The organism is Streptomyces sp. NPDC056628, assembly GCF_042792555.1.
Lineage (GTDB): Bacteria > Actinomycetota > Actinomycetes > Streptomycetales > Streptomycetaceae > Streptomyces.
Genome location: NZ_JBHTWG010000001.1, coordinates 134563 through 158831, shown reverse-complemented (window position 1 = coordinate 158831; position 24269 = coordinate 134563). Strand labels below are relative to the sequence as shown.

Sequence of the window (24269 nt, the reverse complement as noted above, 5' to 3'; positions counted from 1 at the left end):
CCTCTCCACTCGTACGGGCCCATCGGGGGAACCCGTACGTGTCACGAGAGAGGACCCCTGCCATGTCTCACACCGTCGTCGAGCGCGAACTGGAGCTGCGGCTCATCCTGTCGCCCGAGCGCAGCGTCCCGGTCCCGGCCCGGCTGGGCTACCGCAGCGACGACCCGTACGCCGTCCACGTCGCCTTCCACATCACCTCGGCGCGGCCCGTGCACTGGACCTTCTCCCGCGAACTGCTCATCGAGGGGGTGTTCCGGCCGTGCGGGCACGGGGACGTGCGGGTGTGGCCGACGAAGTCGGAGGGCCGCAGCGTGGTGCTGATGGCGCTGAGCTCGCCCGACGGGGACGCACTGCTGGAGGCGCCCGCCGCGCAGGTGTCGGCGTGGCTGGAGCGGACGCTGCGGGCGGTTCCCCCGGGCAGCGAGGCCGAGCAGCTCGGGATCGACGACGCGCTCGACGAGCTGCTCGCCCGGTGACGGGCGTCCGGAGGGCGGGTCAGAACAGCTTGCCGGGGTTGAGGAGGTCCAGCGGGTCGAAGACCCGCTTGATCCCGCGCTGCATCTCGATCCCGACGGGGCCGATCTCGCGCGCCATCCACTCCTTCTTCAGCACGCCCACGCCGTGTTCGCCCGTGATCGTGCCGCCGAGTTCCAGGCCGAGCGCCATGATCTCGTCGAACGACGCACGGGCGCGCCGGGACTCGTCGGGGTCGGCGGCGTCGAAGCAGACGGTGGGGTGGGTGTTGCCGTCGCCCGCGTGCGCGACGACGCCGATGGTGAGCCGGTGCTTCTCCGCGATCCGCTCCACGCCCTCGATCAGGTCGCCGAGCCGGGAGCGCGGCACGCACACGTCGTCGATCATGGTGACGCCCCGGACCGCCTCCAGCGCGGTCAGGGACAGCCGGCGGGCCTGGAGGAGGAGTTCGGACTCGGCGGCGTCGTCCGCCGGGACCACCTGGGTGGCGCCGGCCGCCTCGCACAGCGCGCCGACGGCGGCGAGGTCGGCGGCCGGGTCGGGGGTGTCGAACGCGGCCAGCAGCAGGGCCTCGGTGGTCTCCGGCAGCCCCATCTTCGCCATGGAGTTGACCGCCGCGACCGTCGTACGGTCCATCAGTTCCAGCAGCGACGGCACGTGTCCGCCGGCCATGATCCGGCACACCGCGTCGCAGGCCGCGGCCGCGGAGGCGAACTCGGCGGCCAGGACGAGCTGCTGGGGCGGCTTGGGGCGCAGCGCGAGCACCGCCCGCACGACGATGCCGAGCGAGCCCTCGGAGCCGACGAAGAGCCGCGTCAGGTCGTAGCCCGCCACGCCCTTGGCGGTGCGGCGGCCGGTGCTCATCAGGCGTCCGTCGGCGAGGACGACGTCGAGGCCGAGGACGTACTCGGCCGTCACCCCGTACTTCACACAGCACAGGCCGCCCGAGGCGGTGCCGATGTTGCCGCCGATGGTGCACATCTCCCAGCTGGAGGGGTCCGGCGGGTAGTACAGGCCGTGCTCGCCCACCGCGCGCGAGAGCGCCGCGTTGACGACACCGGGCTCCACGACGGCGATCCGGTCGACCGGGTTGATCTCGAGGATGCGGTCCATCTTCGTCAGGGACAGCACGATGCAGCCGTCGGAGGCGTTGGCGCCGCCCGACAGGCCCGTGCGGGCGCCCTGCGGGACGACGGGGACGCGCAGCGCGGTGGCGGTGCGCATCACGTGCTGGACCTCTTCGACGGTGCGCGGGAGGACGACGACGGCGGGGGCGCCGGCCGGGCAGAAGCTGGCCATGTCGTGCGCGTAGGAGGCGGTGACGTCGGTGTCGGTGAGGACGGCCTCGGCGGGCAGACCGGCGAGCAGCCGCTCGGTGAGGTCACCCAGGGCCTGGTCGGGTGCTGCTTCGGTACGGCTCATGATCACAGCGTGACACCCGGGGCCATCGGTGTGAACCCCACGCGCGGCAGCTGTGCCCGGGCGGGTGTGGTCGTCGTGTCCACGCGCCGCTTCGCGCACAGTGACGCCATGGAGAACGAGGCCGTGGACCAGGAACAGGACGCGACCGGCCGGCGGCGCCTGCGGCGCCGGGTCCTCGTCGCGTCGGTGGCGGGGTGTGCCGTGCTCGGCGGGGCGCTGGCGCTGCTGCCGTCCGGGCCGGGGCCGGCGCGGCCGCCCGCACCGGCCCCGGGGGCGCGGGCGCTGACCGCGGTGACCTCGGGGGTGCCGGCCGCGCTGCCCGATCTGGCGGTGCTGATCGAACGGCGCGAGCGGCAGGTGCGCGCGCATCCCCGGGACGCCGTGTCGTGGGCCGTGCTGGGGGGCGCGTACGTCGAGCAGGGGCGGCGGACCGCGCAACCGGCGTACTACGCGAAGGCGGAGAAGGCGCTGCGCGCCTCGCTGGAGGCCCGCTCCCGCAACGCCGACGCGCTGAGCGGCATGGCGGCGCTGGCGAACGCCCGGCGGGACTTCGGGGCGGCGCTGACCTGGGCGGAGGCCGCGCTGAAGGCGGACCCGAAGCAGTGGACGGCGTATCCGCAGCTGATCGACGCGCACACCGGGCTCGGGCACGACAAGGCGGCGGGGCGGGCCCTGGACCGGTTGCTGAAGCTGCGCTCGGGTCCGGCGGTGCAGGCGTGGGCGGCGGCCGTGTACCGGGACCGGGGGCAGCACGAGGACGCGGCGGCGGCCCTGTCCGACGCGGCGGCCGGGGCGGCGGCCCCGGCCGAGCGGGCGGCCTATCTGGAGCGGGCCGGGCAGCTGGCCTTCGAACGCGGGGACCTCGACGAGGCCCTGCGGCACTTCCGGCAGGCGGTGCGGCTCGACCCGGACCAGCGGGCGGCGCTGGCCGGGCAGGGCCGGGCGCTGGCCGCGCTGGGCCGCACCACGGAGGCGCTGACCGCCTACCGGGCGGCCCTCGCACGGCAGCCGTCGCCGGAGTACGCGCTGGAGCTGGGCGAGCTGTACGAGTCGATGGGGCTGGGGCAGGCGGCGCGCGTGCAGTACGACCTGCTGCGCGAGCGGGCGGCGCGGGCCGCGGCGGCCGGGGTGGACGAGGAGCTGGTGCTGGGCCGTTTCGAGGCGGACCACGGGGACGCGGAGTCGGCGGTACGGCGGCTGCGCGCGGAGTGGCGGCGCCAGCCGGGGATCGCGGTCGCGGACGCGCTGGGCTGGGCGCTGCACCGGGCCGGGGAGGACGAGGAGGCCCTGACGTTCGCCCGGCGGGCCACCGACCGGGCCAAGGGCGGCGCGGTGCGCAGCGCGCTGTACAGCTGTCACCTGGGGATGATCGAGCGGGAGCTGGGCCGGGAGGGCCCGGCGCGGCGGCACCTCCAGGAGGCGCTGCGGATCAGTCCGCGTTTCTCGCCGACGCTGGTGCCGAGGGCGGAGGAGGCGCTGCGGGAGCTCGGCGAGCCGTCGATGGAGGACGTCCCGGACTTCGAGGAGTGGTCCGCCGGGGAGTGAGCCTCCCCGGCGGACCGGGCCGTCAGAGGTTGCCGCGCTTGGCCTGCTCGCGCTCGATCGCCTCGAACAGGGCCTTGAAGTTGCCCTTGCCGAAGCCCATGGAGCCGTGGCGCTCGATCATCTCGAAGAAGACGGTCGGGCGGTCCTGGACCGGCTTGGTGAAGATCTGCAGCAGGTAGCCGTCCTCGTCGCGGTCGACGAGGATCTTCAGCTCGCGCAGGGTCTCGACGGGCACGCGGGTCTCGCCCGCCCACTCGCCGAGGGTGTCGTAGTACGAGTCCGGGGTGTCCAGGAACTGCACGCCGGCCGCGCGCATCTGGCGGACGGTGTGGACGATGTCGTTGGTGTTCAGCGCGATGTGCTGGACGCCGGCGCCGCCGTAGAACTCCAGGTACTCGTCGATCTGGGACTTCTTCTTGGCGATGGCGGGCTCGTTGATCGGGAACTTGACCTTGAGCGTGCCGTCGGCCACGACCTTCGACATCAGCGCGCTGTACTCGGTCGCGATGTCGTCGCCCACGAACTCCTTCATGTTCGTGAACCCCATGACCTTGTTGTAGAACTCGACCCACTCATTCATCCGGCCGAGCTCGACGTTGCCGACGCAGTGGTCGACGGCCTGGAAGGAGCGCTTGGCCGGCGGCTCGACCATCGGGTCGGCGGTGACGTAGCCGGGCAGGTACGGGCCGTCGTAGCCGCCGCGCTCGACCAGCGTGTGGCGGGTGTTGCCGTAGGTGGCGATGGCGGCCAGCACGACGGTGCCGTGCTCGTCCTTCAGCTCGTACGGCTCGGCGACGGACGTGGCGCCGTGCTCGATCGCGTAGGCGTACGCGGCGCGCGCGTCCGGCACCTCGATGGCGAGGTCGTACACGCCGTCGCCGTGCGCGGCCACGTGGTCCTCGAGGAAGGCGCCCCACTCGGTGGACCGCTTGACCACGGAGGTGAACACGAAGCGGGCCGAGCCGCTCTCCAGCACGTAGGAGGCGGTCTCGCGGCTGCCGTTCTCCGGTCCGGAGTAGGCGACCAGCCGCATGCCGAAGGCGGTGGAGTAGTAGTGCGCCGCCTGCTTGGCGTTGCCCACGGCGAAGACGACCGCGTCCATTCCCTTGACCGGGAAGGGGTCGGCCTGCCGTGCGGTGTCGGGAGTGTGGTGTGTGGTCTGCGTCATAGGCGCAGCCTCACCCGGCACGGCAAGGTGCGCAATAGTTTCGTTTTTCGCTGGGCAGTCTGCATAGGGCCAGGGCTGTCCCGGCGGACTGTCTGTACAGGATGACCACCCCGGAAGGGGGCCGTATGGCGATCGACCGGCTGGACGGGCGGATCATCGTGCTGCTGGCGCGCGAGCCGCGGATCGGGGTGCTGGAGATGTCCCGGCGGCTGGGGGTGGCCCGCGGGACCGCGCAGGCGCGGCTGGACCGTCTTCAGTCGAACGGAGTCATCCGCGGCTTCGGGCCCGAGGTCGATCCTGCGGCCCTCGGCTACCCGGTCACGGCGTTCGCCACGCTGCAGATCCGGCAGGGCCAAGGAGCCGACGTACGGGCGCACTTGGCGTCCGTGCCGGAGGTGCTGGAGCTGCACACCACCACCGGTACCGGGGACATGCTGTGCCGTCTGGTGGCGCGTTCCAACGCCGATCTCCAACGTGTGATCGACCGGGTCGTCGGTTTCGATGGGATCGTCCGGGCCTCTACCGCGATCGTCATGGAGAACCCCGTTCCGCTGCGGGTCATCCCGCTGGTGGAGCAGGCGGCGCAGGACCGGGACAGCAGTTAGCGGCGCGATCAGCTGGGGGTGAGTCCTCGTGAGCTTCTGGGAGTACCTGGGCAACCGCCACCAGCAGCTGTTCGCCGACGCCCTGCAGCACGCCAGCGCGGTCCTGCAGTGCATGGTGGTGGCGACCCTCATCGGGGTGCTGATCGGGGTGCTGACGTACCGCAGCGAGTGGGCCGGGAACCTGGCCACGCTGACCACCTCGGGCATCCTGACCATCCCGTCCCTCGCCATGATCGGCCTGCTCATCCCGATCGTGGGACTGGGCGTGGCGCCGACGGTGATCGCGCTGACGCTGTACGGGCTGCTGCCGATCGTGCGCAACTGCGTCGTCGGGCTGCGCGGCGTCGACCCGTCCCTGGTGGACGCGGCCCGCGGGATCGGGATGTCCCGGCTCGCGCAGCTGCTGCGGGTGGAGCTGCCGCTGGCCTGGCCGCCGATCCTGACCGGCATCCGGGTCGCCACCCAGATGCTGATGGGCATCGCCGCGATCGCCGCGTACGCGTCGGGGCCCGGACTCGGCAACGTGATCTTCCGGGGGCTGGCCTCGCTGGGCAGCGCCAACGCGCTCAACCAGGTGCTCGCGGGCACCGTCGGGATCATCATCCTCGCGCTGCTGTTCGACGCCGCGTACGTCGTCCTCGGACGGCTGACCATTCCCAGGGGGATCCGTGTCTGAGAGCGACCACCACGGTGCCTCCATCGAGCTGGAGAACCTGACCAAGCGCTACCCCGGCAGCCCGCAGCCCGCCGTCGACAACGTGAACATGGAGATCAAGGCGGGCGAGGTGGTGGTCTTCGTCGGCCCCTCCGGGTGCGGCAAGTCCACGACCCTGAAGATGATCAATCGCCTGATCGAGCCGACCAGCGGCCGCATCCGCATCGGCGGCGAGGACGTCACCGACATGGACCCGGTGAAGCTGCGCCGCCGCCTCGGCTACGCCATCCAGTCCGCCGGGCTGTTCCCGCACCTGACGGTCGCCCAGAACATCGGCCTGGTGCCGAAGATGACCGGCTGGTCCAAGGCGCGGATCGCCTCCCGTGTGGAGGAGCTGCTCGACCTGGTGGGACTGGACCCCGGTGAGTTCCACGGCCGCTATCCCCGCCAGCTCTCCGGCGGGCAGCAGCAGCGGGTCGGCGTGGCGCGGGCGCTGGCCGCCGACCCGCCCGTGCTGCTGATGGACGAGCCGTTCGGCGCGGTCGACCCGATCACCCGGGACCACCTCCAGGACGAGCTGATCCGGCTCCAGCACGAACTGCACAAGACGATCGTGTTCGTCACGCACGACTTCGACGAGGCCATCAAGATCGGCGACCGGATCGCGGTGCTGCGCGAACGCTCGCACATCGCCCAGTTCGACACCCCGGAGGCGATCCTCACCAACCCGGCCGACGACTTCGTGTCCGGGTTCGTCGGCGCGGGCGCGGCGCTGAAGCGGCTCAACCTGACCCGGGTGCGGGACGTGGAGATCACCGACTATCCGACGGTGTCCATCGACGACCCGCTCCAGGAGATCTTCAACCGGCTGCGCTCCAGCGGCACCAACGAGATCCTGCTGCTCGACAAGCGGCGCCGCCCCTACAAGTGGCTGCGGCGCGGCGACCTGATGCGCGCCCGCGGTTCACTGGCCCGGGCCGGGACGCCGGTCAGCGACACCGTGACCCGGGACGCCACCCTGCGGGACGCCCTGGAGGCCGTCCTCACCGACAACACCGGACGGGTGGCGGTGACCGGGCGGCGCGGCGAGTACGAGGGCGTCGTCGACATGGAGACGCTGATGAACTCCGTGCACGAACTGCTGGAGGCCGACCGGCTGGAGGCGCTGGAGGCCCAGCACGAGCTGGAGGGCCAGCGCAGCGGGCTCACCCGCGCCGAGCAGGAGGGCGGCACGGAAGGGCGGACGGCGTGAGCACGTCCCGGGCGCCGGGCGCGGCGACGCGGGAGGAAGGCCCTCCCGAGGACGAGGAGGCGCCCCCTCCCCCGCCCCCGAAGCGGCCGCCGCGCAAGCTGAGCTGGCAGAAGCTCACCGTCGTGCCGACGATGCTGGTGCTGCTGCTGCTCGCGACCTGGCTGTGGTTCCGGCAGGCCGACCTCGACCCGATCTCCGAGAACGCGCTCTCCGACGGCCAGGTCTCGCAGGCCCTGTGGGAGCACATCGAACTGACCGTGATCTCCACGTTCTTCGTGCTGGTCATCGCGATCCCGCTGGGCATCCTGCTGACCCGGCGGGCCTTCAGCAAGGCCACACCGGTGGCGCTGGCGTTCGCCAACATGGGCCAGGCGACCCCGGCGATCGGGCTGCTCGCCCTGCTGGTGATCTGGCTGGGCATCGGCCGCCGGGCCGCGCTGATCGGCATCATCGTCTACGCCGTCCTGCCCGTGCTGTCCAACACGATCGCCGGTCTCAAGGCGAACGACCCGACGCTGCTGGAGGCGGCCCGCGGCATCGGGATGTCCCCGGCGGGCGTGCTGACGCGGGTCGAGCTGCCGCTGGCGGTGCCGCTGATCCTGGCGGGTGTGCGCACGGCCCTCGTCCTCAACGTCGGTACGGCGACCCTCGCGGTGTTCGGCGGGGGCGGCGGGCTGGGCGTGCTGATCACGGCCGGCATCACCAACCAGCGGATGCCGGTGCTGGTGCTGGGCTCGATCCTCACCGTGTCGCTGGCGCTGCTGGTGGACTGGCTGGCGTCGCTGGCCGAGGTGCTGCTGCGGCCGAGGGGGCTGGACCTGTGAGGCGGCCGGCCGTCCTGCTGGCGGCGGGAGTGCTGATGACGGCGGCGGCCTGCGGGCTGACCAGCGGCAGCCCCATGGTCGACGACGTGGAGCCCGGCACGATCGGGCGGGGCGACCCCCTCGAGGGCGCCAAGCTGACGGTCACGTCGAAGTCGTTCACCGAGCAGCTGATCCTCGGCGCGATGATGGGCATCGCCTTCGAGGCGGCCGGTGCCGAGGTGGTGGACCGCACCGGCATCCAGGGCTCCATCGGCAGCCGGGAGGCCGTGGTCAAGGGGGAGGCGGACGCCGGGTTCGAGTACACGGGCACCGCCTGGATCACGTATCTCGGGCACAGCGATCCGATCACCGACCCGCGGGAGCAGTGGGAGGCGGTGAAGAAGGAGGACGCCGCCAACGGGGTGACCTGGCTGCCGCCGTCCCGGCTGGACAACACCTACGCGCTGGCCATGAACCAGGCCAACCACCGCAGGTACCGCACGGACGACCTCTCCGAGGTGGCCGCCCTGTCGAAGTCCGACCCGTCCGCGGTGACGCTGTGCGTCGAGGTCGAGTTCGCCAACCGGGCCGACGGGCTGCGGGGCATGGAGAAGAGGTACGGCATGGACGTGCCGCCGCGGAACATCACGCAGATGGACACCGGGATCATCTACACCCAGACGGCGAAGGGCAGTTGCACCTACGGCGAGGTCTTCACCACCGACGGCAGGATCAAGTCCATGAACCTGGTCGTGATGGACGACGACAAGCACTTCTTCCCGAACTACAACGCCGCCCCGATGATCAACGCCAAGACCCTGCGGAAGTGGCCGGCCATCGCCGACGTCCTGGACCCGATCACGAAGAAGCTGGACAACGCGGTGGCGCAGGAGCTGAACGCGAAGGTGGACGTGGACGGGGAGGACCCGCACCAGGTCGCGCTGGACTGGCTGAAGCAGGAGGGCTTCGTGAAGTGACCGCCCGGCCTCAGCAGGCCGGGACCGTGCCCTTGCCGGACGTGAGCGCGTCCAGGGCGCCGATCGCGCCCTTCAGGGTGGTCACCGGGACCAGGCGCAGCCCTTCGGGGAGTTCCGCCTTCGCGTCGCCGCACTCGTCCTTCGGCACCAGGAACACCGTCGCGCCGTCCCGCCGGGCGGCCTGCGTCTTCAGGGCGACCCCGCCGACCGCGCCGACCTTGCCGGCGGGGTCGATGGTGCCGGTGCCGGCGATGGTGCGGCCGCCCGTGAGGTCGCCGCCGCCGCCGTCGCCGTCGATCTTGTCGACGATGCCGAGCGAGAAGAGCAGACCGGCACTCGGGCCGCCGACGTCCGCGAGCTTCAGGGTGACCTTGACGTCCTTGCCGTCGAGGTCGAGGTAGTTCAGGGCGGCCTCGGTGGCGTCGTTCTGGGACTCCTTCATCTGCTGGGTGTTGAACTGCTCGATCTCCCGCGTGCTCCGGCCGCCGGGGTAGACCGAGTCGCGCGGCATGACCGCCTGGTCGGTGCTGAACCAGGCGTCGACCACGTCGCCGAGCCGCACCGCGGTGTCGGGCGACGTGGCCTCGATCGTCGTCATGCGCAGCTGGCCGCTGGTGTCCCGGGTCGGCGCACCGGAGATCGTGATGACCGGCTCGCCCCGGTTGTCGCCGAGCACGTTCGCCGTCAGACCGGGCTGCGCCAGCGAGAACGGCAGGGGCGAGAAGGCCGCGGTGGCGAGCAGGGCCGCCACCGGCAGGGCACAGACGGCGAGGGCCCGGGGGCGCGTGAGGCGTGAGAGCACGGGTCAAATCTAACGTGGCGGCGTGTCGGCCCGGACCGGGGCCGGTGCGACCCCTCGGGCGGCGGCCGGGGCGGCACGGATCGCGGAGTGCCGCGCGGCCCACGCGCGGTACAGGTCCGCGCCTGACGCCGCCGCGCGCGGGTGGCCATGGCCCGGCGATCCCTCGATGCCCGCCCGTCGCGTCCTCGCCGGCCGGTGTCCGCCGGTCCTCGGGGCCCCGGCCGGTACAGGCCGCGCGCACCGTGCCGGGGAACCCCGCCGCCCGGCGGCCTCACCCGCGGTACAGGTCCCGCCGCGCCGTGGTGAAGCGCCGCAGGGTCTCCGGAAGCGGCCGGACGCCGATGCCCGGGCCGCGTGGCACCGGCAGGTGGCCGTCGGCGAGGACGAAGGGCTCCGTGACGTCCTCGGCGAAGTAGCGGGCGGACGCCGAGGTGTCGCCGGGCAGGGTGCAGCCGGGGAGCGCGGCCAGGGCCAGGTTGGCCGCGCGGCCGATGCCCGTCTCCAGCATGCCGCCGCACCACACCGGCACCCCGTGCGCGTGGGCCACGTCGTGGACGCGCCGCGCCTCCAGGTAGCCGCCGACCCGGGCCGGTTTCACGTTCACCGCCCGGCAGGCGTCCAACGCGATCGCGGACGCGGTGTCGCGGGCGTTGTGCAGCGACTCGTCCAGGCAGACGGGGGTGGCGAGCCGCTGCTGGAGGCGGGCGTGGGCGTACAGGTCGCCTCCCGTGAGGGGCTCCTCGACCAGCAGCAGCCCGAACGCGTCGAGCCGCCGCAGGTGCTCGGCGCCCGCGAGCGTGTAGGCGGCGTTGGCGTCGACCTGGAGCGGCACCGCCTCCCCGAAGCGCTCCCGCACCGCGCGGACCGGCTCCAGGTCCCAGCCGGGCTCGATCTTCAGCTTGATCCGCACGTACCCCTCGGCGAGGTACCCCTCGACCTCGTCCAGCAACTCCCCGACGGTCGCTCGGATCCCGACCGACACCCCGGCGGGTACCCGCTCGCGCACCGCCCCGAGATACGTGGCCAGGGACATGCCGTACGACCGCAGCTCGGCGTCGAGGACCGCCGTCTCCAGGGCCGCCTTCGCCAGCTCGTGCCCCTTGACGCCGCTCAGGGCCGGGCCGAGGGCGTGGGCGGTGAGCGCGGGCAGGGCGGCGGCCCGGGGCAGCAGGACGTCCCGCAGCACGATCTCGGCCCCGGCCACGAACTCCGCGCAGTACAGCGGCTCCGGGTCGCCGGCGAACTCCGACCAGCCCTCGGCGGTGTCGGTGACCACCCGCAGCAGGAAGGTGTCCTTCGTCGTCATCGTGCCGAAGGAGGTGCGGAACGGGGTGACGAGCGGGATCGCGACCCGGACCAGTTCGACGCGCTCCAGTTTCACGGGGTGTCCTCCCGGCGGGTGAGGGTGTACCAGCCGTCGCGGGACATGGCGGTCGCCGTGAACCCCTCGGCGAACGCCTTCGTGAACACCTCGCGCACGGCCCGCCGCCAGCCGAGGGCCAGTTCGGGGTCCGTGGCCCGTAACGCCACGACGTCGTCCGGCACCCGGCACCACACGTACCGGTCCCCGGGGTCGCGGCGCGCGAGCGGCCCGCCGTCCGGCGCCGGGTGGGTGACGGGCGCGGCCTCGCGCACGGCCGTCGCGTCGGCGGACGGCCGCCGCGTACCGGTCAGGTCCCAGGTGACCTCCAGCCGGTCGCTCTCGTCGCCGTCGTTCACGCCGTCGGCCATGGGTCCGTAGAAGTCGACGAGGTAGCCGGTGCCCTCGGCGCCCAGCTTGACGAAGTTGAAGCGGGCGTTGCGGCCCACCAGCGGGTCGAAGGTCCAGCGCATGGTGCGCGCCCCGAGCCCCACCGCCCACACCCGCTGGGCCTCCTTGAGCCGCGGCCCGAGCCCCCGCTCGGCGGCCGCGAGCAGCGAGTACGTCTCTCTGGCCGCCGGCGGCCCGAACACGGCGACACAGCCGCCGACGACCCGCTCCCCGTCGTGCGCGGCGTGCACCGCACCGCCCGCGTGGGCGAGGCTGTTCAGGGTCTCGGGCAGCAGCGGCGGCGCGCTGCGCGGGGTCTTCCACACGTCACTGAAGTAGTCGGCGACGGCGGCGAACCCGGCGGGGTCGTGGACGGTGCGGATGCTCAGTGAGGTCATGACACGAGTGTCGGAGGTGGCGCGGGGGCTGCCTAGGGGGCCGCGCGCCAGGTCCGCGGACCGTCAGCGGAGCGCTTCGGCGACCTCCCGGGCCGCGTCCACGACCCGCTGCCCGACCCGCTCCGGTACGGCGTCGGCGAGCATCACGACGCCCACGCTGCCCTCGACGCCGGTGACGCCGATCAGCGGGGCGGCGGCCCCGCTCGCCCCAGCCTCCAGTTCGCCGTGGGTCAGGGTGTAACCGGGGCCCTCGGAGGGCTGCTTCCGGGCGGCGAGGATGGCGCGGCCCGCGGCCCCGCGGTCCAGGGGGTGCCGGAAACCCGCCCGGTAGGCCACGTGGTAGTCGGTCCAGGTCGGCTCCACCACGGCGACGGCCAGCGCCTCCGAGCCGTCCACCAGGGTCAGATGGGCCGTCGCGCCTATGTCCTCGGCCAGGGAGCGCAGCGCGGGCAGCGCGGCCTCGCGCACCAGCGGATGCACCTGGCGGCCGAGCCGCAGCACACCGAGCCCGACGCGGGCGCGGCCACCGAGGTCGCGGCGTACGAGGGCGTGCTGTTCGAGCGTGGCGAGCAGCCGGTACACCACGGTCCGGTTCACGCCCAGTTTGGTGGAAAGCTCGGTGACGGTCAGTCCGTGGTCCGTATCGGCCAGCAGCTTGAGGACGCGCAGTCCCCTGTCGAGCGTCTGAGAGGTCTCCGCGGTCACGACGCCCACTCCTTAGTGGTGAGGTCGACGGCCTCGTCGCGGCGGATGCGTCACCGAGTCCCGTCGGTCACGCGCTTCAGAGGCCGCCGATCGGCCGGCGGTCCGGCCTTCCGGACCGCGTCGCTTCACGGCTGCGCTCCGCGGCTGCGCTGCCACGGGGCGTGTGCGTAGGCGGACATTAGCGAAGCCGGTTCGCTGAGCGGAAGGCTCCGTCCAGAATCCGGGCATGCGCTGGTACGGACCGCACGGGTTCGCCCGTATATGGACGGCGCACCGAGTTGCGGGACGGGCGTGAGGTGCCCTGTGGGGCGCGCGAGTTCGCGGCACGCGGGGGCGCGCCGGGTCACCGCATCCGGGTGGCCCACTCCTGCACCTTGGCGATCCGCTGGCGCAGCTGCCCGGCCGTCGCCTCGGCGCTCGGCGGCCCCCCGCACACGCGCCGCAGCTCCGTGTGGATGACGCCGTGCGGCTTGCCGCTCTGGTGGACGTAGGCGGAGACCATGGTGTTGAGCTTCTTGCGCAGCTCCATCATCTCCTTGTGCGAGACGACCGGGCGCCGCTCGGCGGGCAGCTCGAGCAGGTCGGCCTCGGCGTCCGGCTTCTTGCGGCTGTGCGCGATCTGCCGGGCCTGCCGCTTCTGCAGCAGCAGTTGCACCTGGTCCGGCTCCAGCAGACCGGGGATGCCGAGGTAGTCCTGCTCCTCCTCGCTGCCCGGGTGGGCCTGCATGCCGAACTCGGCGCCGTCGTAGAGGACCCGGTCGAAGACGGCGTCGGACTCCAGCGCCTCGAAGGGCAGCATGTCCTGCTCGCCGGTGTCCTCGTCCTGCTCCTTGTTCGCCTCCTCCATCTCCTTCTCGGACTCGGCGTACGGGTCCTCCTCGCCCTCCTTCTTCGGCTTGTCGAGGGCGTGGTCGCGCTCGACCTCCATCTCGTTGGCGAAGGTGAGCAGGTCGGGCACGGTCGGCAGGAAGACGGAGGCCGTCTCGCCGCGCCGCCTGGACCGTACGAAACGGCCGACGGCCTGCGCGAAGAAGAGCGGCGTGGAGATCGTGGTGGCGTACACGCCGACCGCGAGCCGGGGCACGTCGACGCCCTCGGACACCATGCGGACCGCCACCATCCAGCGGTCGTCGCTGCCGCTGAAGTCGTCGATCCGCTTCGAGGCGCCGGCGTCGTCGGACAGCACGAGGGTCGCCTTGTGCCCGGTGATCTCGCGGATCAGCTTGGCGTAGGCGCGGGCGGAGTCCTGGTCCGAGGCGATGACGAGGGCCCCCGCGTCGGGGATCGCCTTGCGCACCTCGGTCAGCCGCTGGTCGGCGGCGCGCAGCACGGACGGCATCCAGTCGCCGCGCGGATCGAGCGCGGTGCGCCACGCCTGGGAGACGGCGTCCTTGGTCATGGGCTCGCCGAGGCGGGCGGCGATCTCGTCGCCGGCCTTGGTGCGCCAGCGCATGTTGCCGCTGTAGGAGAGGAAGAGGACGGGCCGCACGACGCCGTCGGAGAGCGCGGAGCCGTAGCCGTAGGTGTAGTCGGCGGCGGAGCGGCGGATGCCGTCGTCCCCCTCCTCGTACGTCACGAACGGGATGGGGTTGGTGTCGGACCGGAAGGGCGTACCGGTCAGGCAGAGCCGGCGGGTGGCCGGTTCGAAGGCCTCCAGGCACGCCTCGCCCCAGGACTTCGAGTCACCGGCGTGGTGGATCTCGTCGAGGATCACCAGGGTCTTGCGCTGCTCGACGCGGTTGCGGTGCAGCATGGGGCGCACGCCGACGCCCGCGTACGTCACGGCGACCCCGTGGTAGTCCTTGCCGAGCGGGCCCGCGCTGTACTCGGGGTCCAGCTTGATGCCTATGCGGGCCGCCGCTTCCGCCCACTGTTTCTTCAGGTGCTCGGTCGGCGCGACCACGGTGACCTGCTGCACGACGTGGTGGTGCAGCAGCCAGGAGGCCAGGGTGAGGGCGAAGGTCGTCTTTCCGGCGCCGGGCGTGGCGACCGCGAGGAAGTCGCGCGGCTGCTCCTGGACGTACTTCTCCATCGCACCCTGCTGCCAGGCGCGCAGCTTGCTCGCGGTGCCCCAGGGGGCCCGTCCGGGGAAGGCGGGGGAAAGGTGGTGCGAGGAGGCGGCGGTGGTAGTCACGGTCTCCGTACGGGGGTCGGTTCAAGGGCCGCACACGGTCCGCGGGGCGGGCGGCTCGGCCTGCGTATGACAACCGGGCCACCCTACCGGCGGCCCGGCACCCGCCCGGCGCGGACCGGGCCGGGTCACACGCGGGTGGGACTGACGTCACAGCGGGAGGGCTTCGCCGGGGGTGGGCTCAGTGCTCCCGGAGCCGGGTGGTCACCCAGGCGCCCACCAGGGCGACCGCCGCCATCGGCAGGAACACCACCGCGAACGCCGCCGGGTGCGAACCGGCACCGGACGGGTCGACCGGGGCGTGGCTCAGCGCGCCCCCGCCCAGCGCGGCGAACGCGGCGCCGCCCGCCGCCAGCAGGACGACGTTCGACAGGGCGTCGGAGATCTGGAGGGCGGCGGAGTTGGTGCCGGCCTCCTCCGGGGCGGAGAGCTTGAGCAGCAGCACGCTGGTGGAGGAGATCACCAGGCCCATCCCGAAGCAGCCGAAGGCCCAGGCCACGGCGAGCGTCCAGGCGGGCACGGAGTGGATCAGCACGCTCGGCGCCGCCGCGACGGCCGCGGCGACCAGGACCATCCCGGCGGTCGTCAACCGCTCCCGGTACGGCTCCACGCGCGGCCGGGACTGCACCCAGGAGCCCAGCGCCCAGGTGACACCGCCGGCCGCGAGCGAGAACCCGGCGAGCGTCGGCGACAGGCCCCGCTGGGTGACCAGCATCAGCGGCACGAAGGACTCGGCCGCGATGAAGGACCCGGCGGCCACGCCGCGCAGCAGCACCACGGACGGCAGACCCCGCGCCGCGCGGTAGGTGCCGCGCGGGAGCAGGCCGAGCGCGGCCGGCACGAGGAGCGCGGCACCGAGGGCGCCGGGGACGAGGGAGATCCACCGGAGGTCCTGGGCGGCGTACTGCAGCAGCCCGGCGCCGAAGGAGATCGCGAGGGCGAGCCGGATACGGCGCCGGTCGAAGGAGGCGCTGCCCCCGGCGCCCGGTACGGGGCCGGCGGCGCGGCGGCGTATCTGGGGCAGGGCGAGGCCCAGCGGGAGGAGCACCAGCACGGGGATGCCGACGAACACCCACCGCCAGCCCAGGTGCTCGGTGACCGCGCCGGAGGCCAGCGGGCCCACGATCGACGGCACGACCCAGCTCGCGGCGAAAGACGCCATGATCGCCGGGCGCAGCCGCTCGGGGTAGGCGCGGCCGACGACGACGTACAGGGCGACGATGACCAGTCCGCCGCCGAGCCCCTGGACGGCCCGGCCGAGGATGAACAGCCACATGGCCCCCGCGGTGCCGGACAGCAGCAGGCCGGCCCCGAAGGCGGCGATGCCACAGGTCAGCGGCGCGAGCGGGCCGCGCCGGTCGGACCACTGGCCCGACAGCACCATGCCGAACAGGCTGGTGGTGAAGTACCCGGAGAACGCGAAGGCGTACAGCGACACCCCGTCCAGCTCGCGCGCGGCGACCGGCATCGCCGTCCCGACGGCGGTCGCCTCGAAGGCGATGAGCAGCACGACGGAGACGATCCCGATGCTCAGGGCCCGGTACGACCGCCCCAGCACGGACTCCTCCGGTGCGGCGGCGGAGGGGACGGCGGACGTCTTGGCGACATCGGCGTCGCGCGGCTCGAGGGCAGTCATGGTCGCCAGAGTAAGGGCCGTGACAGACATTGACCCCTGTCGAGGGCCTCTCCCCGCCTCGGACCTTGGTCGTACGACGGTCCTACGACCGCCCGCTTCATGAACGCGGTGTGGCAGTCGCATTGCGGACCGCACGCTTCCCTTGAGCCCCGTCCCACCCCGCCCGTACGGTCGAACCACCGACCAGGCCCGTCCCACCGGGCCTGCGAACGGCCGTGTGCCCGAGTGGTTCAGGGACTCGCCTGCAAAGCGAGTTACGCGGGTTCGATTCCCGCCACGGCCTCCGATGCCTGACCGGGCGACGCAGGGGCGGCACCACCGAGGTGCCGCCCCCTTTTTCCGCCCATTCCGCCTCGCCCCACAGCTCCTCCCCCGTCTCTCCCCGAACGGGAGCACAACCCTCCGCGGCCACGAGAGGTCCTGTTGGTGTCGGGGTCGTGGACCTCGGCGCCGCCGTGCTCTCTGTCCACCGAGGAGACCCATCCGTGCGCCAGCGCATCCGCACCTCGCACCTTCGTACCTCGGCCGCTCTGGTGGCCGCCGCCGCGATCGCCGCCGCCGTTCCCGCGCTCGCCGCTCCCTCGGCGTACGCGGAGGAGGGCGAGGCGAACCTGGTGATCTCGGAACTGCCCAAGACGTCTCCCAAGCCCGGCGATGTGTACGACGAGGACGTCGTCGTCACCAACAAGGGCACCGCCGCGGCGGACGGACTCACCTTCCGGGTCCGGTTGACCCGTGGGCTGGACTTCCCGGCTCAGGTGCCCGGCTGCACCTACACAACCGTCGAGGACCGGGTCCGCCAGGCGCTGTGCGAGATCGACGAGGTCATCGAGCCGGGCGCCTCCATCGAGACGCCCGTGCGGTTCAAGGCGCTGCCCGAGGCCCTGATGGAGGCCGTCCAGTACGGCACCTCCGCCACCGGTGAGGCCCCGGGCGAGGGGTACGACGACAGCCACCGGCGGCTCACGCTGACGGCGGACAGCTCGGCCGACCTGGCGGCCGTCGGGGAGGACACCGAGGCCCTGGCGGGCGACCGGCAGTCGATCACCGTGCGGCTGCGCAACGACGGGCCCGGCTGGATCCAGAACCAGGAGAGCGACGACCAGACGGCGCTGATGGTTCGCATCCCCAAGGGCACCACCGCCTCCATGGTGCCGAAGACGTGCGCGCCGTTCGGCATCGACGGCCCGACCGGGCCGGGCGGCACGCCGGGCAAGTCGACGTACGTCTGCACGCCGGCCGACAACACGCTCGACGTCGGCGAGGAGGCGCTGTTCACGTTCATGCTGGAGATCGGCGAGGACACCAAGACGACGACGGGTGAGGTGAAGGCGACGTCGGTGTACGACATCCACCCCGCCTTCGACAAGAACCCCGCCAACGACAAGGACGTCATCCGCGTCGCCATCCCGACCGACTACGAGCCCGAGCCGACGCCCTCCGCGGGGTCCTCCGGCGGGGGCGGCACGGGGGGCAACGGCTCCTCCGGCAGCAACGACCCGTCCGGGCAGACCACCGGCGGCTCGGGCGGCACCGGTGGTTCCTCGACGGACGGCTCCGGCTCCGGCACCGGCACGGTGGACGGGAACCTGGCGAGCACCGGCTCGGACGGCACCCCGCTGATCGCGGGCGCCGCTGCCGCCGCCGCGGCCCTGGGCGCCGGACTCCTCCTGGCCGTGCGCCGGCGTCGCGCCGCGGGGACCGAGGCCGGCTGACGGACGCCGGGCATCCGCTCCCTGGGGCAGTTCGTCCAGGGGGGCGGCTCGTCCCGGGGGCACCGGCGCCGGGTCGGCGGGCGCGCACGCTCCTGGGGCCGTCGGTCCCAGGAGTGCCCCGCGCCGGGTCAGCGGGCGCAGGACTCCAGTACGCCGACGGTCTCGTCCTGGAACGCCTCGGTCCAGTAGTGCCGGGCCGCGCCGCCCGTCGCGGTGCCCGTCGGGTCGACGGCGGACAGGACCTGGAGCATCGTCATCGCCAGCTGGTCGTAGGTGGCGGTCGTCAACTCGTGGCCCGACGCCGCGTCGATCGCCCGCTCGCGGTGCAGCAGCCAGAAGGTGAAGGCGAGCGTCGAGACGTCCGTGTTCAGCGGGTACAGGCGCGCCTCGCGTCCGCTCCAGTGCAGGACCGCGCCGGTCACGCCGTCGAGGACGAGGCTGCCGTCCTCCGCGAGGTCGCCGAGGCGGATCAAGGAGGCGGCGCCCGGCGGCAGTTCGGCCGAGGCCTCGCAGTCGGCTTCGTACTCGTCCAGGGCGGCCAGCGGCGCGTCCGTGTCCAGCGTGAACAGGAACCCGCCCTCCGGCAGGCCCACTTCGCGCAGGAAGCGGCGGGTCGGCTCGTGTCCGAGGGCGGCCGGGAAGTCGACCTCCTCGAAGCGGACCACCGCGCGCCGGCCGAACTCCTCGTCCAGCAGCCGCGGCGGCAGGTCCAGGGCGAGCCCGGACTGCCCGGCACGGCCCGCGACGAGCGCCAGCGGCCGGATCAGCGCGGCCATCTTCCAGAACGGCGCGGGCTCGCCGTCCGCGCCCTCCTCGAACACCGACAGCAGATGCCGGGACGCCTCCGTGACCGCCTTGGTGCCGTACCGCCCGGCGTAGGAGGCGAACTGGCCGCGCAGACCCGCCAGTTCGTCCGTGGCCTCGGCGAAGCGGACCAGGGTGCGCAGAGAGGGCGCCAGGGCGCGGCGGTCCATCAGGTCGGGCCGGTCGTGCAGCAGATGGGTCGTGGAGACCTCGCCGGTCGCGCCGTCCAGGAGGACGGACTCGGTCTCCCGGCCGCCGGGGCCGAGCAGTCCGCCTATCACCAGCTGGTCGCGCAGCTCGGCCGCGAGCCGGCCCGCGTCCCCGGTGGAGTCGGCGACCGTGCGCAGACCGGCGCGGGACAGCTCGGCGAAGCTCAGCACCGAGTTGCCGCCGGGGAGTCCGGGGCCGGTCAGCCAGCGCCGCGTGGACGCGTGCGTGACGTACGGGTCGAGTTCGGGCTCGGACAGGATGATCGTCCGGTCACCCGCCTGGGTCGTGATCGTCGTGCTCATGGCTCCCCCGCATGCGCTTGCTCACCGCCCCTGGGCACGACACGGCCTGATCGGCCGGCCACCGCATCCGGCCGTCGTCCCCACTGCCCAGAACACTACGCGCCACCACTGACATCGCACCGGGCCCGACACGGCCGTGGGAAGCGCTTCACCTCAGTAGACGCCCAAGCACCCCGGGTACGTTCCCACAACGCGACGAATTACCGCCGGATCCGGGCCCGGCGGCGGTCCGCCGGGCCCGGTCACTGGGTGTGGACGACCGCGGCCTGGGGGCGGATCGGCAGCCGGTTGACCGGGCGGCCGGTCGCGGCGCGCACGGCCGAGGCGACGGCCGCGGGCGACGTCACCACCGGTACGGCGCTCACCGCCTTCGCGCCGAACGGCGCGACGACGTCCCGCTCCTCGACCAGTTTCACGATCTGGATGTCGGGGGCGTCCAGCGCCGTGGGCAGCGCGTAGCCGGTCAGGTCGGGGTGGCGGATCAGCCCGCGCGCGGAGCGCAGGTTCTCCGTGAGCGCTATGCCCACGCCCTGGGTGACGCCCGCCTCGATCCGCGCCTCCAGCTGGGCGGGGTTGAGGACCCGGCCGACGTCCTGGGCGAGCGCCAGCTCGACCACGCGCACCGAGCCCAGCTCGATGTCGACGTCGACGACCGCGCGGATCGCGCAGAAGGACATGCCGACGAACGCGTCGCCCTGCCCCGCGCCGTCCAGCGGCTCGGTCGGGTGCGGGCGGCACTGGGCCGTGGCCCACAGCTCCTTGCCCTCCAGCGCCTCGGTGACGGTGGTCGACAGGACGCCGTCGTAGGAGGTGATCTTTCCGTCGGTGATCTGGAGCAGTTCGGTGGACATGCCGAACTTGTGCGCCAGGGGCTGCAGGAGCTGGGTGCGGACCATCTTGGCGGCCCGCTCGACGGCGCCGCCGGAGACCCAGGTGTGACGGCCGCGGCAGCCCGCGCCGGCCGGGGGCTGGTCGGTGTCGACCGGCGCCACGTGCACCTCGTCGATGCCCAGGGTCTCCTGGACGATCTGCCGGGCGAGGGTGGTGAAGCCCTGACCGGTCTCCACGGCGGCGCACAGCACCGTCGCGACACCGTCGTGGACCTTCACGGTGGCCGTGGACACCTCGTCGGCGCCCTCGGCGCCGAGCATGTGCACCATGCCGAGGCCGTAGCCCACGCCGCGCCGCACGGCGCCCGGTTCGCCCGCGCCCTCGGGGCCGCCGGGCAGCAGCCACTCCTCCTCGGGGGTGTCCTTGGGCAGCGGCGGCAGCGGGTGGTCCCGTACGGCCTGGAGCAGTTCGGCGACCGGGGCCGGGCAGGTCACGGTCTGGCCGGTCGGCAGGACGTCGCCGGTGGCGAGCGCGTTGCGCAGGCGCAGCTCGGCCGGGTCCACGCCGAGCTTCTTGGCCAGCTTGTCCATCTGCGCCTCGTACGCGGCGCACACCTGCATGGCGCCCTCGCCGCGCACATGGCCGGAGGGCGGGTTGTTGGTGCGCACGGCCCAGCCCTCGATGAAGGCGTTGGGGACCACGTACGGGCCGCAGGCGAAGGCGACCGCGGCGGCCAGCGCCTCGGAGGAGGTGTCGGCGTAGGCGCCGGCGTCCAGCAGGATCTGCGCCTCGACCTTGACCAGCTTGCCCTCGGCGTCCGCGTGGTGGCGGTAGCGCAGCAGGGTGGGGTGCCGGTGGGTGTGGCCGAGGAAGGACTCCTCGCGGGTGGCGGTGAGTTTCACCGGGCAGCCGGTCTTCAGCGCGAGCAGCCCGAGGGGCAGCTGGAAGCCCTGGTCCTCGCGGTCGGCGGTGGCGCCGGGGACGCCGGTGACGACGACCTTGACGCGCTCGGGCTCCAGGCCGAAGCAGGCGGCGGCGCGGTCGCGGTCGGTGTGCGGGTCGGTCGAGGCGAGGTAGAGCTCCACGCCTCCGTCGGGGCGCGGCACGGCGAGTCCGGCCTCGGCGCCGATGGGGGCCGGGTCCTGGCGGCCGATGCGGTACAGGCCCTCGACGACGATGTCGCCGACGGCGTCGGGGTCGCCGTGGCGCAGCGGGATGTGCCGGATCAGGTTGCCGTCGGGATGCAGCGGCTCGGCCTCGAAGGCCTGCTCGGGATCGGTCACCGGGTCGAGCACCTCGTACTCGACGATGACGGCGGCGGCGGCCAGCCGCGCGGTGTCGGGGTGGTCGGCGGCGACGGCGGCGATGGGCTCGCCGTGGTGGCGTACGACGTCGGAGGCGAAGACGGGCCGGTCGGCCCGGCCGCGGCCGAGCAGCGGGCTGCCGGGGACGTCCTCGTGGGTGACGACGGCGCGGACGCCGGGCATCTCCCGCGCGTGGGAGGTGTCGATGGACGTGATGCGCGCGTGCGGGTGCGGGGAGCGCAGGACGGCCGCCCACAGCAGGCCCTCGGCCCACAGGTCGGCCGCGTAGGGGAAGGTGCCCTCGGTCTTGGCGCGGGCGTCGGCGGCCGGCAGGGAGGCGCCGAGGCCGTGCGGGACCTGCTCGGGGGCGGGTGCCGCCTCCGCGGCGGTGGTCGCGGTGGCGGCTTCGTTGCTCACGCCTGGCCTCCGTCCTGGCCGTACGGGTCATGCGGTTCCATGGCGCCGGGCGCCTCGAACGCCGAGGCGTGGACGCCGCCGGCTCCCGGGCCCGCCTGGTGCGGGATGCGCGGCTCGTCCTCGTCCCCCTCGGGGGCATCGTGGGCGGCGCGTTCGGCGACGACCTCCTGGACGGCCCGGACGACGCCCCGGTAGCCGGAGCAGCGGCAGAGGTTGCCGCACAGGGCCTGGCGGGTCTCCAGCTCGCTCGGGGCCGGGTTGCCCTCCAGCAGGTCGTGCACGGTCATCGCCATGCCCGGCACGCAGAAGCCGCACTGCACGGCGCCGCAGCGGGCGAGGGCGCGCTGCACGTCGGAGGGGTACCCGTCCTCGGCGAGCCCCTCGACGGTGCGCACCTCGCTGCCGGCGGCGGTCACGGCCGGCACCAGGCAGGACGCCACGAGCCGGCCGTCGACCTGGACGTTGCAGGCGCCGCACTCGCCCTGCGAGCAGCCGTCCTTGGCGCCCGCCAGGCCGAGCCGCTCGCGCAGCACGTACAGCAGCGACTCGCCGATCCAGGCGTCGGAGACGGGCCGGTCGACGCCGTTGACACGCAGGACGTAGGAGGCGAGGGGGTGTTCCTCGCCGGGGGGCGGGGGCGTCTCGCCGGGCTCCTCGGCGCGGGCGCCGTCCGTGTCGCCCTCGGTGGAGGGCTCCGCGGGGCTCTGGGCGGCCTCTGCGGCGTCGCGGGCGTCCTCGGCGGCCGCCGCGGCCTCGCCCGCCTCACGGACGGCCTGGGCGGCCTTCGCGGCGTTCTCGGCGGCTCGCTCGGCGGCGTGCGTCCCCGGGGGCTGCTCGTGACCGGGACCCTGGGCGCCGGGCCGCTCGGCACCGGCGTCGCGCGGTCCGTCGGTCACGGGCTCGCCGGGCTGCTCCCAGGGCTGCTCGGGCGGCTGGGGCGCCCAGGGGGCGGAGGCGCCGCCCGGCAGCGTGGCCGGGGCTCCGCCCCCCCACTGCTCGACGAGGGAGGAGGTGGTGAACTCGCCCGACTCGTCCGGAAGGTCCCCTCCGGCGAGCGGGATCGACCACTGCCCGGTGACGTCCTGCCCGGGCGGCCGGCCCTGGGCGTCCGGGATGTTCCACTGCTGGGTGGCCGCGGGGTTGTACGTGAACCGGTCGCCGCCCTCCTGGGGCGCGACGTTCGGGTCGGGCCACCCGGTGTCCTCGCCGGGCGTGCCCGTGGCGGGCCAGCCGCCGGGGGCGGCCGGGTCGGTGGTGCCGGGCGCGGCGGTGATCCGCGGCGGCACGTACCCCTGGCCGGGTGCGGCGAGCGGGCTGTCGGAGGAGGCCAGGAGGGCGTCGATGCCGCCTTCGGGCAGCTCGACGAAGGCGGTGGCGCTGTCGTCGTACTCGCCCTGGGGCAGCGGGTCCCAGCGGCCGTTGCCGCGGGGCGTGCCCTCTCCGTGCCGGTCGTCGGTCACGACAGCGCCCTCCCCAGTGCTCGTCGGGCCAGCGCGGCGACGGTGCGCCGCAGGTGCAGAACGGCGGGCGGGTGCTGGGCCACGGTCCCGTCCTCGGCCGGGGCCGGGTCGGGGATGCAGGCCGCGGCGACGTACTCGCCGAAGGCCTGCAGCGCCTCCGGGACGATGGCGCGGTTGTTGTCCCAGTCGATCAGCTGGGCGACCCACTGCTCGGCCTCCAGGGGCCGCAGCGGCATCGGCGCTATGGCGCCTACCGCGCAGCGGATGCCGCGCCGGGCCGGGTCGAGGACGACCGCGACGGACGCGAGGGCCCGCCCGGGGCCGGTGCGGCCGGTGGCCTTGAGGAAGACCTGCGGGGCGTGCAGCAGCGGCACGCGCACGTAGCCGATGAGTTCTCCGGCGTGCAGCGTGTCCACGCCCGCCAGCAGGTGCGACACCGGGATCTCGCGGCGGGCCCCGCCGGGGCCCGCGATGATCAGGGTCGCCTCCAGGGCGGCGAGGACCGGCAGCGCGTCACCGGTGTGGGACGCGGACGCCACGTTGCCGCCGAGGGTGCCGGCGTTGCGGATCTGCGGCGGGCCGGCGGCGCGGGCGGCGGCCGCGAGCGCCGGGATCAGGGCGGCGAAGTCGGGGCGGCCCATCCGCGCGTGGGTGAGTCCGGCGCCGAGCAGGGCGTGGCCGTCCTGGTACTGCCAGCCGCGGATCTCGCTGATCTTGCCGAGTCCGACGAGGGCGGCGGGCCGCAGCTGCCCGGAGTTGACGGCGGCCATGAGGTCGGTGCCGCCCGCGACGGGCACGGCGGCGGGCATGGCGGTGAGCGCCGCCACGGCCTCGTCCAGCGTCGTGGGCAGCGTGACGGCCTGCGCCGCCTGCGGTGCGTGCGTGGTCAAACCGGCTGCCCCT

General features: G+C 73.7%; 20 protein-coding genes and 1 tRNA gene. 9 read left to right on the top strand and 12 right to left on the bottom strand.

Annotated elements, in window-relative coordinates; all coding sequences use genetic code 11:
- Positions 1-62: 62 nt before the first annotated feature.
- The gene (locus tag ACFRAC_RS00650) at positions 63-476 is read left to right on the top strand and encodes an SsgA family sporulation/cell division regulator (RefSeq protein ID WP_382919179.1); all 414 of its coding nucleotides are present in this window, start codon (positions 63-65) and stop codon (positions 474-476) included.
- A 19-nt stretch (positions 477-495) separates the two neighbouring features.
- Here the strand turns inward: ACFRAC_RS00650 and ACFRAC_RS00645 are convergent, their stop codons facing one another.
- On the bottom strand, positions 496-1902 hold the full coding sequence (locus ACFRAC_RS00645; RefSeq protein WP_382919178.1) for an FAD-binding oxidoreductase: 1407 nt from the start codon (positions 1900-1902) through the stop codon (positions 496-498).
- A 102-nt stretch (positions 1903-2004) separates the two neighbouring features.
- On the opposite strand from ACFRAC_RS00645, the gene ACFRAC_RS00640 reads away from it, so the two are divergent.
- The gene (locus ACFRAC_RS00640) at positions 2005-3441 is read left to right on the top strand and encodes a tetratricopeptide repeat protein (RefSeq protein WP_382919894.1); all 1437 of its coding nucleotides are present in this window, start codon (positions 2005-2007) and stop codon (positions 3439-3441) included.
- A 22-nt stretch (positions 3442-3463) separates the two neighbouring features.
- Here the strand turns inward: ACFRAC_RS00640 and hppD are convergent, their stop codons facing one another.
- Positions 3464-4609: a 4-hydroxyphenylpyruvate dioxygenase gene (gene hppD, locus ACFRAC_RS00635; protein WP_382919176.1), complete on the bottom strand. Its 1146-nt coding sequence runs from the start codon at positions 4607-4609 to the stop codon at positions 3464-3466.
- Positions 4610-4734: 125 nt separating this feature from the next.
- Between hppD and ACFRAC_RS00630 the strand changes: the two genes are divergently transcribed.
- From ACFRAC_RS00630 to ACFRAC_RS00610, 5 genes are read left to right on the top strand one after another with little or no spacing between them, the layout of a single operon-like run.
- Positions 4735-5214, top strand: coding sequence for an Lrp/AsnC family transcriptional regulator (locus tag ACFRAC_RS00630; protein WP_382919174.1), 480 nt, complete (start codon positions 4735-4737; stop codon positions 5212-5214).
- Positions 5215-5242: 28 nt separating this feature from the next.
- On the top strand, positions 5243-5890 hold the full coding sequence (locus tag ACFRAC_RS00625; RefSeq protein WP_382919173.1) for an ABC transporter permease: 648 nt from the start codon (positions 5243-5245) through the stop codon (positions 5888-5890).
- Positions 5883-7121 (top strand): betaine/proline/choline family ABC transporter ATP-binding protein, encoded by a 1239-nt coding sequence (locus ACFRAC_RS00620; protein ID WP_382919171.1) that lies wholly within the window; start codon positions 5883-5885, stop codon positions 7119-7121. Before ACFRAC_RS00625 ends, ACFRAC_RS00620 begins: the two co-directional genes overlap by 8 nt.
- Positions 7118-7945 carry an ABC transporter permease gene (locus ACFRAC_RS00615; protein ID WP_382919169.1) on the top strand — a complete coding sequence of 276 codons (828 nt, stop codon included), beginning with the start codon at positions 7118-7120 and terminating at the stop codon, positions 7943-7945. Before ACFRAC_RS00620 ends, ACFRAC_RS00615 begins: the two co-directional genes overlap by 4 nt.
- Before the next feature lie 35 nt (positions 7946-7980).
- Positions 7981-8901 carry a glycine betaine ABC transporter substrate-binding protein gene (locus ACFRAC_RS00610; RefSeq protein WP_382919893.1) on the top strand — a complete coding sequence of 307 codons (921 nt, stop codon included), beginning with the start codon at positions 7981-7983 and terminating at the stop codon, positions 8899-8901.
- 10 nt (positions 8902-8911) lie between these two features.
- On the opposite strand, the gene ACFRAC_RS00605 is transcribed toward ACFRAC_RS00610, so the two are convergent.
- The 6 genes from ACFRAC_RS00605 to ACFRAC_RS00580 all read right to left on the bottom strand — a co-directional run bounded on the left by ACFRAC_RS00605 (position 8912) and on the right by ACFRAC_RS00580 (position 16323).
- Entirely contained in the window at positions 8912-9703 is a 792-nt protein-coding gene (locus ACFRAC_RS00605) for a S16 family serine protease (RefSeq protein WP_382919167.1), read from the bottom strand.
- A gap of 271 nt (positions 9704-9974) precedes the next feature.
- Positions 9975-11084, bottom strand: a complete 1110-nt coding sequence (gene menC, locus ACFRAC_RS00600) for an o-succinylbenzoate synthase (protein WP_382919165.1) — start codon at positions 11082-11084, stop codon at positions 9975-9977.
- Complete coding sequence (locus ACFRAC_RS00595) at positions 11081-11851, bottom strand: chorismate synthase (protein WP_382919164.1); 771 nt, start codon at positions 11849-11851, stop codon at positions 11081-11083. The genes menC and ACFRAC_RS00595 overlap by 4 nt, the downstream gene beginning before the upstream one ends.
- A gap of 63 nt (positions 11852-11914) precedes the next feature.
- The gene (locus ACFRAC_RS00590) at positions 11915-12556 is read right to left on the bottom strand and encodes an IclR family transcriptional regulator (RefSeq protein ID WP_382919162.1); all 642 of its coding nucleotides are present in this window, start codon (positions 12554-12556) and stop codon (positions 11915-11917) included.
- A gap of 343 nt (positions 12557-12899) precedes the next feature.
- A complete protein-coding gene (locus ACFRAC_RS00585) occupies positions 12900-14690 on the bottom strand; it encodes a DEAD/DEAH box helicase (RefSeq protein ID WP_382919160.1) in 1791 nt (596 codons plus the stop codon).
- 178 nt (positions 14691-14868) lie between these two features.
- A complete protein-coding gene (locus tag ACFRAC_RS00580; RefSeq protein ID WP_382919158.1) occupies positions 14869-16323 on the bottom strand; it encodes an MFS transporter in 1455 nt (484 codons plus the stop codon).
- A 211-nt stretch (positions 16324-16534) separates the two neighbouring features.
- Between ACFRAC_RS00580 and ACFRAC_RS00575 the strand changes: the two genes are divergently transcribed.
- Positions 16535-16606 (top strand) — tRNA-Cys (locus tag ACFRAC_RS00575).
- Positions 16607-16808: 202 nt separating this feature from the next.
- Positions 16809-18038, top strand: coding sequence for an LPXTG cell wall anchor domain-containing protein (locus ACFRAC_RS00570; RefSeq protein ID WP_382919155.1), 1230 nt, complete (start codon positions 16809-16811; stop codon positions 18036-18038).
- A gap of 128 nt (positions 18039-18166) precedes the next feature.
- On the opposite strand, the gene ACFRAC_RS00565 is transcribed toward ACFRAC_RS00570, so the two are convergent.
- The 4 genes from ACFRAC_RS00565 to ACFRAC_RS00550 all read right to left on the bottom strand — a co-directional run bounded on the left by ACFRAC_RS00565 (position 18167) and on the right by ACFRAC_RS00550 (position 24256).
- Positions 18167-19354: an SUKH-4 family immunity protein gene (locus ACFRAC_RS00565; protein WP_382919153.1), complete on the bottom strand. Its 1188-nt coding sequence runs from the start codon at positions 19352-19354 to the stop codon at positions 18167-18169.
- Positions 19355-19596: 242 nt separating this feature from the next.
- Complete coding sequence (locus ACFRAC_RS00560; protein WP_382919151.1) at positions 19597-21906, bottom strand: xanthine dehydrogenase family protein molybdopterin-binding subunit; 2310 nt, start codon at positions 21904-21906, stop codon at positions 19597-19599.
- On the bottom strand, positions 21903-23366 hold the full coding sequence (locus ACFRAC_RS00555; protein ID WP_382919149.1) for a 2Fe-2S iron-sulfur cluster-binding protein: 1464 nt from the start codon (positions 23364-23366) through the stop codon (positions 21903-21905). The genes ACFRAC_RS00560 and ACFRAC_RS00555 overlap by 4 nt, the downstream gene beginning before the upstream one ends.
- Positions 23363-24256: an FAD binding domain-containing protein gene (locus ACFRAC_RS00550; protein WP_382919147.1), complete on the bottom strand. Its 894-nt coding sequence runs from the start codon at positions 24254-24256 to the stop codon at positions 23363-23365. Before ACFRAC_RS00550 ends, ACFRAC_RS00555 begins: the two co-directional genes overlap by 4 nt.
- Positions 24257-24269 lie beyond the last annotated feature (13 nt).